Origin of the sequence: Kitasatospora sp. NPDC057198 (assembly GCF_042670125.1) — a bacterium.
Classification (GTDB): domain Bacteria; phylum Actinomycetota; class Actinomycetes; order Streptomycetales; family Streptomycetaceae; genus Kitasatospora.
Genome location: NZ_JBHUWH010000200.1, coordinates 1 through 13,368, shown reverse-complemented (window position 1 = coordinate 13,368; position 13,368 = coordinate 1). Strand labels below are relative to the sequence as shown.

8 protein-coding genes and 1 pseudogene are annotated in these 13,368 nt (G+C 71.5%); 5 read left to right on the top strand and 4 right to left on the bottom strand.

Annotated elements, in window-relative coordinates:
• The first annotated feature begins 211 nt into the window (after positions 1-211).
• The 4 genes and pseudogenes from ACFUEL_RS22050 (at position 212) to ACFUEL_RS22035 (ending at position 4,208) form a co-directional block, all read left to right on the top strand.
• Positions 212-1,492 carry an MFS transporter gene (locus ACFUEL_RS22050; RefSeq protein WP_380238222.1) on the top strand — a complete coding sequence of 427 codons (1,281 nt, stop codon included), beginning with the start codon at positions 212-214 and terminating at the stop codon, positions 1,490-1,492.
• Between the two features lie 149 nt (positions 1,493-1,641).
• Positions 1,642-2,973 (top strand): protein kinase, encoded by a 1,332-nt coding sequence (locus tag ACFUEL_RS22045; protein WP_380238221.1) that lies wholly within the window; start codon positions 1,642-1,644, stop codon positions 2,971-2,973.
• Between the two features lie 127 nt (positions 2,974-3,100).
• Positions 3,101-3,241 (top strand): annotated as a pseudogene (locus ACFUEL_RS22040) (ATP-binding protein); the annotation flags it as partial.
• A 601-nt stretch (positions 3,242-3,842) separates the two neighbouring features.
• Positions 3,843-4,208 carry a transposase gene (locus ACFUEL_RS22035; protein WP_380238220.1) on the top strand — a complete coding sequence of 122 codons (366 nt, stop codon included), beginning with the start codon at positions 3,843-3,845 and terminating at the stop codon, positions 4,206-4,208.
• A gap of 167 nt (positions 4,209-4,375) precedes the next feature.
• Here ACFUEL_RS22035 and ACFUEL_RS22030 read toward each other — a convergent pair whose 3' ends face one another.
• From ACFUEL_RS22030 to tyrS, 4 genes are all read right to left on the bottom strand, one after another.
• The gene (locus ACFUEL_RS22030; protein WP_380238219.1) at positions 4,376-4,753 is read right to left on the bottom strand and encodes a hypothetical protein; all 378 of its coding nucleotides are present in this window, start codon (positions 4,751-4,753) and stop codon (positions 4,376-4,378) included.
• Positions 4,750-6,423, bottom strand: coding sequence for an ISL3 family transposase (locus ACFUEL_RS22025; protein ID WP_380238218.1), 1,674 nt, complete (start codon positions 6,421-6,423; stop codon positions 4,750-4,752). The genes ACFUEL_RS22030 and ACFUEL_RS22025 overlap by 4 nt, the downstream gene beginning before the upstream one ends.
• 235 nt (positions 6,424-6,658) lie before the next feature.
• Positions 6,659-7,300 carry a TMEM175 family protein gene (locus ACFUEL_RS22020; RefSeq protein WP_380238217.1) on the bottom strand — a complete coding sequence of 214 codons (642 nt, stop codon included), beginning with the start codon at positions 7,298-7,300 and terminating at the stop codon, positions 6,659-6,661.
• Positions 7,301-7,707: 407 nt separating this feature from the next.
• Entirely contained in the window at positions 7,708-9,117 is a 1,410-nt protein-coding gene (gene tyrS, locus ACFUEL_RS22015; protein WP_380238216.1) for a tyrosine--tRNA ligase, read from the bottom strand.
• Between the two features lie 743 nt (positions 9,118-9,860).
• Here tyrS and ACFUEL_RS22010 point away from each other — a divergent pair.
• Positions 9,861-13,368: hypothetical protein (locus ACFUEL_RS22010; protein WP_380238215.1), on the top strand; the 3,508-nt coding region annotated here is incomplete at its 3' end.

Here is a 13,368-nt window from a genome sequence, read left to right as displayed (position 1 = left end):
CGTGCTGCTGCGTGCCGTAAACAGAACCAGAAGCCGATGCACCCAACGGCAGTGAACCCGCAGCAGCCACGGCCTCGCCGTTCCCCGAGCCCCTGGAGGTGCGTGCTCGTCCGCCGGGGTACCGACTTCACCGAAAGCCGGACACCGGCCCACCGGGTGCGGGAGCATCGTTCGTTCCCGCCCGACCGTGATCGACTTCCAGGAGCACCAGGTGAGCCGGCCCAGCACCCTGTCCCCCGACACCCGCCAGGAGGAGACCGGCGCCCCGGACCGCCGGCCCTGGCCGGTGCGCCGCGGGCTGCTCCCCGAATCCGGCCCCCAACGCCGGCTGGCCCTCGGAGGCTTCGTCAACCAGCTCGGCACCGCGGCCTTCCTGGCGACGGCGCCGCTGTACGCCCTGCGGGTGATCGGCCTGCCGATCGGGCAGGTCGGACTCGGCCTCGGCATCGCGGGCGTGGTCGGCCTGCTCGCCGGCCCGCCCGTCGGCCACCTCGCCGACCGCCGCGGCCCGCGCGGCGTCTTCCTGACCACCCTGCTGATCCAGACCGTCTCCATGCTGTCGTTGCTGTTCGCCCACTCGTTCACGGCGTTCGTGCTGTCGATGGCGGTGACCGACCTGGCCGGCGCCTCCGGGGGCGCCGCGCGCGGCCCGATGATCCGCCGCTTCGGCGGCGACGAGGTGCCGAAGTTCCGCTCCTACCTGCGCTCGACCGCCTTCCTGGCCAGCACCTTCGGGGCGCTGGCCGCCGGCGCGGTGATCCAGCTCGACTCCGGCCCCGCCTACCGCGCGCTCATCGCCGCCAACGCCCTGACCTTCGTCGGCTGCGCGGCCGTCCTGCTCGGGCTGCCGGCGCTGGAACCGCTGCCCGCGACGGCCGGGTCGGACCGGTGGCTCGCCCTCAGGGACAAGCCGTACATGGCCTTCGTCGTGCTGGACGGCATCCTGTGGATCCAGGGCGAGGTGGTGACCTACGCCCTGCCGCTCTGGGTGGTCCTGCACACCGGCGCACCGCGCTGGTTCACCGGCGTCGCGCTCGCCGTCAACACCGTGATGGTGGTCCTGCTGCAGATCCGGACCAGCCGCGGCATCAAGGGCGGCCCGCTCGCCGGCCGGGCCACCCGGCGCGCCGGACTGGCGTTCCTGGCCGGCATGGCGGTCATCGCGACGGCCGCGGGCCTACCGGGCTGGGCCGCCGCGACCGTCATGGCAGCCGGTGTCGCCGTCCACACCGTGGGCTCGCTCTGGCACGCGGCCGGCTCGATGGAACTGCGCTTCCGACTGGCCCCCGCACACGCGCAAGGACAGTACTCCGGCGTCTTCGGCCTCGGCATGGGCCTCTGCTACACCGTCGCCCCGGCCCTGCTCGGCCTGCTCTGCCTGAGCTGGGGCGCCCCCGGCTGGCTGCTCATGGGCGGCGTCTTCCTCGCGGCCGGCCTGGCCATGCCCGCCGTGGTCCGCTGGGCCGGCCGGACCCGGCAACTCGACGCCTGAACCGCGAGAACACCAGCAGGTGATGGGGATCCGTGAAAATCCCGGGGCCGCTCACGTCCCCCCTTGCCTGCACGTGCGTTCAAGGCGGATCGCACGCTCCGATGGATGCGGCGGCCCGGCCGTCCGGGTAATGATCCTCCGGTACCGGCATGCGAGGCGGCACAGGCGAGTGCAGAGGACGGGGGCGCACAGCGGTGATGGAGAGTCAGCTTCTGGGCGGGCGGTACCGGTTGAGGCGCCTGCTCGGTGAGGGCGGGATGGGGCAGGTGTGGGAGGCGCACGACGAAGCCCTCGACCGGCTCGTCGCCGTCAAGGTGGTCTCCCTGCTCAACGGGGGCGGGAGTCGCGGGGACGAGGAGCGTGCGAGGTTCCTGCGCGAAGCGCGGATCACGGCCCGCCTCCAGCACCCCGGCATCGTGACGGTCCACGACGTCGGGGAGTCCGGCGAAGGACGGGACAGGGCCCCGTTCCTCGTCATGGAACTGGTCCGGGGGGAGGGCATGGAGGCGATGCTGCGCCGCGGCGCGGTGGAACCGTCACGCGTTGCCCGGTGGGGCGCCCAGATCTGCGACGCCCTTGCCGCGGCCCATGACGCCGGGATCATGCACCGGGACATCAAGCCGTCCAACGTGATCGTCACACCGACGGACGGCGTCAAGGTCCTCGATTTCGGCATCGCGCGGGCCGCCGGCTCCACCGCGTCCGGCGGTCGCCTGACTCGGACGGGGTTCATCGTCGGCACGCCCCCGTACATGGCCCCCGAGCAGGCACGCGGCTTCCCGGAACCGAGCAGCGACCTGTACGCCGTCGGCTGCATGATCTTCGAACTGCTCACGGGACGCCTACCGTTCCAAGCACCGGACACAGTCGGCTACCTCGCGGCGCACCTGACCGAGGAACCGCCGGCGCCCAGTGCGGTGGTCCCGGGCATTCCCGCGGCTTGGGACGACCTCGTACTCACCCTGCTGCGCAAGGAACCCGCCAGGCGCTTTCCGGACGCCGCCGCTCTGGCTCGGGCCCTGCGACGGCTGGACCGCCCCTCCGGGTCCGCCCCCGAACCTCCCGCCCCCGTACCCACCCTCCCGGCCACCGTCGCGCAGCCGGGACCGACCCCGCCCGTCCGACCGGAAGCAGCCCGCCGCCAGGCCCTGGGGCGCTTCGGACCGCCGGGGGTCTTGCTCGCCGCCACGCTCGTCGATCCGCCTTGGCGGGGCCCCGGCCGCCTGCTGTTCTTCGCCCTGGTGGCCCTTGCGGTCTGCACGGCGGCACTGACGCCACGTTCCGGGCACTGGCTCCGTGCAATCGGTTACACGGCGGGGGCGCTGGCGATCACCGCCGGCGTGCTGGTCACCCGCGGGCTCGCCGCCGGCGCACTGACCTACAACGAGGTGTGGAGTTACTGCGCGATAACCGCTCTCTCCGTCGCGGCGTACCTCCACCGTGACATCACCACACGTCGAACCGCCCCGACCACGCCCTGATGGAGCAGGAGACCACAGCCGTCGGGCGCACCCGTCGTGACGCCCGCTGCGCCCAAGGCACCGGGGGCTGACGGGCCGCCCCCGGAGCACAGGGTGGGGGATTCAAGGCTGTGGCACACATCTCGTGACGATCACTTTCGATCGGCTCCTCCACCACTGCGACGTCGTCCCGATCAACGGCCCCAGCTACCGGCCCAAGAACCGGCTCACCGCCATCGAAGGAGAAGTCGGCGTCGCCCGACGGACCCGACAGACCGTCAACGACTAGGTGGTGAGCTCTTGCCCCGGGCCTGTCTGTCCAGGTATTCGATCAACCCGGGTTCGTCCCGCACAAGACGCTCCCGCTGACCGTTGGGCAGCGACGCCAGTGCATCGACGAGAACCCGCTTGCGGGAAACGTGAACCATCGAGCCGGAGTAGATCCGGCAGCCGGAACACCACGCGAACCCGATGCACCGCTCGAACATGGAGGACTCGGGCGGATAGAAGCGGTACTGGTACGAGCGGACAGGCGTCCCGCAGGCGGCACAGATCCGACGGCCCCCGTCAGAGAGCGTGTCCCAGGTCCCGACCTTGAGCCAGTGCTGCCGCTCGGACGGTGCTCTTCAAATAGTCATGCGGAGCATCCTTCCTCATGGCGAGCGCTCCCGGCATCAACCCTGGGCCGCTGCAGCAGCTCTGCACGTTCGCTCGTACTCACCTCTGCACTTCGACTCGTACGCCGACATGCCATCAGCCGGGAGCTCCAGGAGCGCGGCTACCGCGGCAGCAAGGTCGTGGTGCATGGATACGTCGCGCCCCTGCGAGCCGGAACCGCGGTCGAAGAGCCTCGTCCGATCCCGCGACCGCGCCGGATTGCAGCCTGGATCATGCGTCGCCCCGATTCTCTGGCCGCTGGCGAGCGCGCCCAGCTCGACCAGGTCTTGGATGCCTGTCCAGACCTTGCGGTGGCCGCCGAGTTGGCCCGCGACTTTGCCGCCGTCACCTGTGAACGACGCGGCACCGAGCTGCCGACCTGGATGGGCCGGGCCCTGGCCAGCGGCCCGCAACCGATCCAGTCCTTCGCCGCCTTCCTGCAAAACGACCGGGATGCTGTCATCAACGGCCTTGCGCTCAAGTGGAGTTCAGGCGCCGTCGAGGGCCAGGTCACGCGGATCAAGCTCATCAAGCGCCGGTCATACGGGCGGGCCTCCTTCCCGCTGCTGCGGACGCTCGTGCTCGCTTCACCTCCGTGACTGCCAGATCCGAAGGTGACGGCCGCTTCGTTCGTCACGATTCCGTCTGCTGCCCGAGCTCCTCGCCCGGCGGAATTGGCTTTGTTCACGAGAACCGGTTCTGGTCCAACTTCTGTGGACCCGGTCGCAGTGAGTCACCGGCTTCGCCGCTGTATCGAGCATGCCCGCTACCAGATCTGCACACCGCCGCCGATCTGCGACGCTCGCTGAGCGGCGTCACGGATGTTGTTCAGACGGTCCGCGATCTCGCCGGTGCGCTGGTCGATGGGCTTGGGTGAGTCCATGCGAGCGGCGATGGACTCGATGTTGTTCTGGAGCAGGAGGACTTCGTCGATGAACTCCGGAACGTCTTCCGGGGCAACGCGAAGGTGGTTACCAGCCAGTTGAGGGAAGAACCGCGCCCCGAGCGCACGGACGGTTTCCGATCCCCAGACCGTAGTGCGCCAGCTCTCGAAGCCGGCAAGATCCGACGACCCTTCGGGGACGTCGAGGAAGCGGGACTCGCCGCTCTCGTCTGCAGTGAATACGTCGACCAACAAGCTCATGCGCGAAGTCGACCATGTTCTTGCGCGGGCGGTCCACGTGTTTTCGCTTCGGCCGCACGAGACCGGCGTAGGAATGGCCACGAGGCGAGCAGGACCCGCTTTCTCAGGAGCGTGAATCCGGCGCGTCCGTACATCTGACGCTTGATCATTTTGATCCGTTTGACGTGGCCTTCGACGACGCCGGAGCTCCACGGCAGCGTGAGGCCGGCGGTGACGGCGGCGAGGTCACGTTCGAGGCCGTTGGCAAAGGCGTGGAGGCTGGGCAGGTCGTCGGCGCGGACCGCCTTGATCCACTGCGGGAGCTGGTCGCCCTGGAGCTGGGTGAGCATCTTCCCGAAGGTACGGACGTGCCCGGTGAGGGCATCCAGTTCGGGGCAGCCGGCGACGAGGGACTTGAGCTTCAGGTGTTCGCTCTCCGGCAGGATGTCGGGGTGGGTCAGGATCCAGCCGGTGACCGTGCGCGGGGAGGGTGGTCGGGCGGCCGGTGCGGTCGGGGTGGTGCGGAACGGCTGGAGGTAGGCGCGGACGGCTCCGTGGCCGCCGCGGTAGCCGTGCGTCTTGATCTCTTCCCAGAGAGTCCAGGCGTTCGTGCAGCCTTCGGCCCACCGGTCGTGCAGGTGGGCCTTGAAGTCGTCGAGCTTGGTCCTGCGGTTCTGCCACTGCCCGTGGAACAGGTCTTCCGGCCGCGCGGCGTTGGCCAGCCGTTGGACGGTGCCGTAGGTCATGCCGAGTTGGCGCTGGATCAAGCGTCTGCTGTGGCCGGCGGCCAGCAGCGCGTGGACGGTGGCGTGCTTGGCGCTGGTGCGGTCGGCGAACCGGTGCCCGGTGCGCCACGGCGACCCGCTCTCGGCCGCTGCCGGAGCTCTCTCCGGTTCCGATGCGGTGAAGGTCGAACGGAGGCAAGGGCGGTGGCGGGAGACGCACCGCTCGGCTGCTTCGCCAAGGTTGCGCCAGAGGTGGAAGCGGTCGGCGACCTGGACCTCGGTGGGTGCCCCGGTCCTGGCGCCCTCGGTGAAGAACGGGGCGTGGTCGCGGCAGACGATCTCGATCCCCGGGCGTTCGGCCAGCCAGGCCGCGACCGTGCCCGCCTCGCGATCCGGTAGGAGGTCCACCGGCCTGCGGGTCTCGACGTCGACCAGCACGGTCCCGTAGACACGGCCCTTGCGCATCGCGTACTCGTCGATGCCGACCACGCGCGGGGCCTGTGGCTGAGGTTCCGGGAGGGTGTCGACCAGCCGCAGGACCGTGTTCCGGCTGACCCCCGCCCCGAACACGTCGGCCAGCCGGGCACCGGCACGGCCGGCCAGGGCGAGGCCGACCTCGGCCAGCACCGACCGCATCCGTTCGGTCCGCTGGCTGTACCGCCGGGTCAGGCCCGCAACCTGCTCGACGAACGTCCGCCGCCCGCAGCAGACGTTTTCGCACGTGAAGCGCCGAACACGCAGCCGCAGCACCACCCGCCGTCCTGCCACGGGAAGATCGGCGGGAAACCGCAGGTAGGAACCGTGCACCCGCCTGGACCAGCCCCCGCAGCCCGGGCGTCGAGCCCCGGTCGCCCGACATCTGACACCGACCTGAATCACCTCGCCATCGTCCTGCACCGACTCCACCCTGATCCCCGGATCCGCCAGGAAGAGCAGCTCTTCCAGCTGGAGCAGTACCTCGCGCACAGCCCAGAACCATCAGCCCGAACGCAGTCGGCACCGGCCGTTTCCAGACGATCTCGGGAGGCGTCCCGACGAGCCAAACGGTCACACGGAGTAGTCACGCCACAGAAGTTGGACCAGAACCCGAGAACCGACAGCAGATGTTCACCGCTTCGGGAGGCAGTCGAAGGCCGTACTGCATTCGAACGGTGGCCTCCTCGGGGCTCCGGGAACATGGTCGTGCAGGCGTTGCCGACCGTCAGGGGGTAGAGCTGGATCGCATGGCGGAGCGCAGCCCCCGTCCCGAGACGATCTTCGCGGGGATCAGCAGGAGCCACGTCCACAGCGCCGCTGTGGGCGAGAGCCAGGCGATGGGCACGGACAGCCCGAAGACGATCACGGTGGTGCCCAGATCCCAGAGCACGGCATGCCCGAGGGCGTCGCTGATGGGTTCGGCCTGAAGGTGCTCCCGGCGCCAGAGCACCGCGGCGATGGCCATGTGGAAGGCCTCGATGACGACGATGACGATCGCGTACAGGGCGACCGCGGCCGGCTCGTCGGCGTAGTCGGCCAGCAGCGCGGTGGGGAACGGCAGCAGCGCGATTGCCCCGAGCGAGGCCATCGTCAGCCGCAGCAGGGAGGTGTCCAGCCGGCGGGCGAGGAGGAAGAGCCTGCGGTGGTCGCGCCAGAACGCAGCCAGGACGTAGAAACTCAGCCCGTAGGCGGCGACCTGTGGCCACAGATCGCCCATCGCATCACGGAACTCCTTCTCGTCCAGGCCGTCAGGGACTTTCACGTCGAGGACGAGGAGCGTCATGGCGATCGCGTAGATCCCGTCCGACAGCGCGAGCAGCCGGTCGGGACTTCCCGAGGCGGTGACGTCATCCTTCTGTACCGCCATAGGACACTCACTTACTCGAATCAGGACGAAACGGTCAAGAAGGTACCTAAGGCGGGGCATACCGGTGCCGCGCCGGGCCGCAACAACCTGACGTTTCACCTTTACGCCACTGCCGTCTGACAACCACTGCCGATCGAACACGGCCCAGACGGCCGCCTCCCGAAGTGGTGGACATCTGCCGTCGATTCTCGTGACCAAAGCCAACGTGGCGAGTGCTCCCACAGTGCTCGTCACGAAATGTGTGCCACAGCCGGATTCAAAGAGCGTCACCAGGTTCGGGGAACGGCGAGTCCGTGCTGCCGCGTGCCGTGACAGGGGCCAGAAGCCCCCGCACGCACCGGCAGTGAACCGCTCGCAGCCACGGCCTCGCCGTTCCCCGGGCCCCTGTCGGGGCTCTCGTCCGCCGGTCAGGTCAGCTCCACCACCTTCCGCCCGCAGCGCAGGAACACCCGCCGGTGCGCCCCCGGCCGTGCCAGTTCGTGCGCGCCGAGCACGACAAGCAGCCGCTCGTCCGCCTCGCCCCGGCTCAGCGGGACCGTCCGCCGGCCGCCGTCGGTGTGCTCGACCACGAGCTTGAGGCCGCCCGCCTCGGCGACCCGGCGGACCTGGTTGAGGCTGGGCAGTTCGCCGCTGACCTTGACCAGCAGTTCGCCGAGCGTCGCCGCGCCGTGCTCGGCCGGATCGACGGTGGGCAGCGGCCCGGCCTGGGAGTACCGGCGCACCGAGTACCGGGCGCGGAAGGCGTCCCGCGCGGCGAGCGCGGCGTCCTCGCCGTGGACGGTGGCGGTGACGGCGGCGGCGAGCAGGGTCTTGACGGCCATCGGGTGCCGGCGGCCGCCGTCGACCTGGGCGAGCAGCGTTTCGACTTCCTCGTCGAGGAGTTCGGTGAGGGCGCGGAGGTAGTCGGGCAGCAGCCGGTCGGCGCAGGACATCAGCCGGCCGAACATCTCCTCGGCGGGGAAGCCCAGCCCGACGTAGTTGTTCTTCGACTTGCTCATCTTGGCGCCGGTGCCGTCGGTGCCCTCGATCAGGCCGGTGGCGAGCACCACTTCGGGCCGCTGCCCGACGGCGCTCATCACCCGGCGGCACATCTGGAGGTTGAGCAGCTGGTCGAGGCCGCCGAGTTCGACGTCCGCGACGAGTTCCACCGAGTCGAGCGCCATCACCACGGAGTAGACCAGTTCGGCCAGGGTCAGTCCGCTGCCCTCGGCGAGCCGGGTGCGGAAGTCCTCGCGCTGGAGGGCGGCGGAGGCGGGCAGCCGGGAGAGCACCTCCAGGAAGCGGGGCAGCGTCATCGGCTCCAGCCACTCGCTGTTGAACCGGAACTCCGCCCGCTCGAAGTCGAAGAACGGCCCGACCTGCTGCCGGTAGGTGGCGACGTTGCGCCGCACGTCGTCGGGGGTGAGCGGGGGCCGTTCGGCGCTGCGGCCGGACGGGTCGCCGATCCGGGCGGTGATGTCGCCGACCAGGAACACCACCCGGTGGCCCATCCGTTGCAGCCGGCTGGCCAGGATCATCGGGACGGCGTGCCCGAGGTGCACCTCGGCGCCGGTCGGGTCGATGCCGAACTTGACGGTCAGCGGCCGCCCCTCGGCGAGCAGTTCGGCGAGCCGGTCGCCGCCGGGCAGCACCTGCGCGGCCCGGGCGCCGAGCAGGTCGGCCTGTCGTCGCGGCGGCAGGCCGGACAGGTCGGCGCCCCGGCGCTCCGCGAGCAGCCCGAGCAGTCGGCCCAGCTCCGGTCCTTCGCGCAACTCCCCCTCGTCCTCGATCAGTTCACGTACCCGCGCGGTGTTGCGGTCGAATGCGGTGGCGGTCATGGCCGTCCTCTCGGGGCGCGTCGGCGCACGGCGGCACGGCACGGCCGCGCGGCGCGAGCAGGGGGGCGAGCAGGGGGGCGAGCAGGGGGTGCGGGGGTCGGAGGAGGGCTGGACGGCAGGGGCTGCCGACCGGCCCGCGAAGGGGCGGCCGCCCACGGCTCGCGGCGGGTGTCGACGCCCCGCGGCGGCGTGCGTCAGCAGCCCGCGCCCCTAGCGGGGCACGTCAGCGGGGTCGTCCGAGAGGGACCGGGAGGCCCGGCCGCCCATCAGAGGGGCAGGCCGGAGGGCGGTGTGCACCGCCACTAATATCGCTTCACCACGCGAACCTCCGGGAACAGGGAACGGCGGGAGCGCGAAATGCGCCCGGCAGCGCCGTCGCCGCCCATGCTGCCCCATCTCCCCCGCCCCGCGCACCTGGTTTTCCGCCCACCCCGCCCACCCCGCCCCGCCGAGGCCACCGAGGCCGTTGGCCGCTCCCCGCTCCCCCCGCTCCCCGCGCTCCGCTCCCCGCGCTCCGCGCTCCGCGCTCCGCGCTCCGCGGAAAATATCCGAACGGCATGGGGCATAGCGTCAAGAGCCGTGCAATCAGGATGATCTGACGTTCCGTGAAATTCGTTCGCCCACCCTGGTTGCATGTCCCCCGGGTCGCCCGCGAACGGTCGTGGTCCGCACGCAAACCACACCGAAAACGACACTTCCGACCCTTTTTCTGTCACCGATTGCCGACACCGGGAGAAACCACCATGTCCAGACGTCCGCGCAAATCCTCCGCACCACCACTGATCGCCCTCACCGGGGTACTGGTCCTGGCCTGCGGGCTCACCGCGCCGGTGGCGTTCGCCGCCGACCTGCCCGCGTCCCCCACGGCGCAGGAGGTCGCGGCGATCGCGCAGGAGCGTGCGCGGCAGCGCCCGGAGTCCGAGACCGATCGGGCGCTGGCGCAGGCCCGGTCCACCGGGAAGGACGTGGTGATCGAGTCGCTGACCACCGAATCGACCGAGACCTCGGCGACGCCGGACGGGCACCTGGCGCTGACCGCGGCGCCGGAACAGCAGCGGGTGCGGCGGGACGGCGGCTGGGCGGAGCTGGACGCGACGCTGGCGCGGACCGCGGAGGGCGGCTTCGCGCCGCGGGCAGCGGCCGGTGGAGTGCTGCTGTCGGGCGGGGGTGACGGACCGCTGGCGGTGCTGACCAGCGCGGACGGGAAGCGGTTGTCGATCGGGGCGCCGTTCGCGCTGCCGGCGCCGCGGGTGGACGCGGACGGCGCCGGCCTGCTGTACCCGGAGGTGCTGCCGGACGTGGACCTGAAGGTGACGGCGTCGAAGTTCGGCGGCGTCTCGACCGTGCTGGTGGTGAAGACCCAACAGGCCGCGACGGGGCAGGCGTTGAAGCGGCTGCGCTTCACCACCGCCGCGGACGGCGTGACCGTCGCCGCCGGCCCGGACGGCGCGCTGAGCGCGAAGGGCGCCGACGGCAGGGCCCGGTGGACCGCCCCCGCGCCGACCATGTGGGACAGCGGCGACAGCGGCGGGGCCGCGGCTGCGAAGTCCGGCACGCAGTCCCGGGCGCAGGCCGCCCCGGCAGACGCCCCCGCCCCGACCGGCACCCCCGGCAACGGCCCTGTCCCCGGAGCGAGTTCGGCGGAGGGCCCCGGCCCGGCCGCGAAGGTCGCCGTGATGCCGGTGGCCACCGATCCGGGGGGCCTGACGCTGACGCCGAGCCAGGACCTGCTCGCCCACGGCACCGCGCCGTACTACATCGACCCGGCCTGGATCCCGACGACCAACACCGCCGCCGCGTGGACGTGGGTGCAGTCCGCCCACGCGACCGACACCGGCAACTACCGGCGGACGAGCAGTTCCCCCGGCGTCGGCGTCTGCGGCAGCTACCCCAACGGGGGCAGCTGCGTACCCGCCGACGTCAACCGGTCGTTCTTCCAGTTCGACACCACCGGCCTGCGCGGCGCCGTGGTCAACAGTGCGACGGTCAGCCTGAAGGAGGTGTACGCGGCCAACTTCTCCTGCACCCAGACCTATCCGGTCGACCTGTACCTGACCGGGGGCATCTCCAGCGGCACGAACTGGAACAACCAGCCCGGCCGGGTCGGCGGCAAGCTGGACGGCACCCGCCAGGTGCCCGGCACCGGCCAGTCCAACTGCGCCTCCCCGGTCGGCTTCGCCTACGACGTCAGCGGCGTACTCAGGCAGTACGGGCCGACCTACGACAACCTGACCTTCGGCCTGTACGGCAACGAGAGCGACGCGTACGGCTTCAAACGGGTCGCGAACAACCCGACGTTGACCGTCACCTACGACCGGGTGCCGAACCCGCCCGCGAACCCGGCCGTCCTCCCGGCACCGCGGACCGCCGTGAACGGGCGGACCACCCAGTCCTGCGGCAACAACGACTCCAGCACCTGGGGCTGGCTCGGCGCCGGCGCCGCGCAGGCCCAGGGCGCGGCGCTGACCGCGACGGTCTCCAGCCCGACCCAGGCGCAGGCCCTCTCCTGGAACCACATCTGGGACTACAGCCAGTCCGGATCGCCGGACGTCGCCAACGGGTTCTCCGCCTACGTGGCCAGCGGGGGCACCGCCTCGTACTGGCTGCCCGGCGGCACGCTGAAGGACGGCCACGCCTACGGGTGGAGCCTCTTCGCCAGTGACGGCCTCGACGGCGTCGGCTGGGCGGGCCCCACGCCGATCTGCAACTTCAAGGTCGACACCACCCCGCCGACGCTGTCCTTCCCCTCCGGGGACTTCGACCCGGCGACGCAGTTCCCGCCGTCCGGCAACGGCCAGACCACCGGCCTGCGGGCCGGCCAGACCGGAACGATCCTCTTCGCCGCCACCGATCCGAACCCGAGCGGCCTGAACTCCTCCGGCGTGGCCTGCCTGCGCTGGAGCTTCGACCCGCAGTTCGACGGCGCCTCCTGGCAGTGCGGCACCGCCGTGCCGAACGGCCGGCTGTCCGTCACCCCGGGCCGCTGGGGGACCAACGTCCTCTACATCCAGGCCGAGGACAACGCCGGGAACCTCTCCCCCGCCGCCCAGTACGCCTTCTACGTGCCGTGGAACCCGAACGGCCCGCAGCCGGTCTACGGCGACGTCAACGGCGAGCAGGACGGCGCCCGCACCCCCGACGTCCTCACCTACGGACCCGCCGGCGACCTGCGCGCCTACACCACCCCCGCCACCGGCCCGCAGAACAGCCCCGCCGCCACCGCCGCGCAGTCCCCCGGCGGCGACTCCTGGGCCAACTACCGCACCACCCACCGCGGCAGCCTGCGCATCGGCCCCGACCTCGACGACCTGATCGCCCACCGGGACGGCGACGCCGCCCTGTGGGTCTACAAGAACCCCGGCAACACCGGCGTCAGCGGCGTCTACGACACCAAGTCCGTCCTCGCCAAACCCGCCTGCGCGGTGAGCACCGCCAACCCGGACTGCACCGGCTACGCGACCACGTGGTCGGCCACCCGGCAGATCGCGGCCCTCGGCGACCCGGCCTCCACCGACCGCGGCACCGCCAACCAGAACAAGAACCGCACCGGCCTGTTCACCACCGAGACCGCGGGCACCGACGCCGCACTCTGGTACTACCCGGCCCCCGGTGACAACACCCTCGGCTCCCCGATCCGGCTGGCCGCCAGCGGCTGGAAGGACACCGACCTGATCAGCCCCGGCAGTTGGACCACCCAGTCCCGCCCCGGCCTGTGGGCCCGCAACCGCACCACCGGCACCATCACCGCCTACACCCTCACCCTCGGCAGCGCCACCGAGACCGACGACTTCGGCACCACCTACACCTACCCCGCCATCACCGGCCTCGGCAGCGCCAGGACCATCTCCACCGGCGTCACCGCCGCCGCCTGGCCCCGGATCGGCTCCGACGGCGACCTCACCGGCAACGGCTCCCCCTCCCTGTGGGGCATCACCCCCCAGGGCACCCTCCAGACCTGGACCGGCACCCGCACCGGCACCACCAGCGACCCCGGCTACAGCCTCGCCGGCCCCAGCACCGCCTACGCGCTGGGCGGCGGTGCCCTCCTCGCGCCCGGCAGCCGGCTCGACTCCGGGCAGTCCTTCCCCGGCCCGGACCTGACCCTGGTCATGGGCGCCGACGGCAACCTGGTGGTCAGGCACCGGCAGGCGCCCGGCGGCGTCCTGTGGTCCAGCGGCACCGCGGGCAACCCGGGCGCCTGGGCCCGCATGCAGACCGACGGCAACCTCGTGTTCTACCGCGCCGACGGCA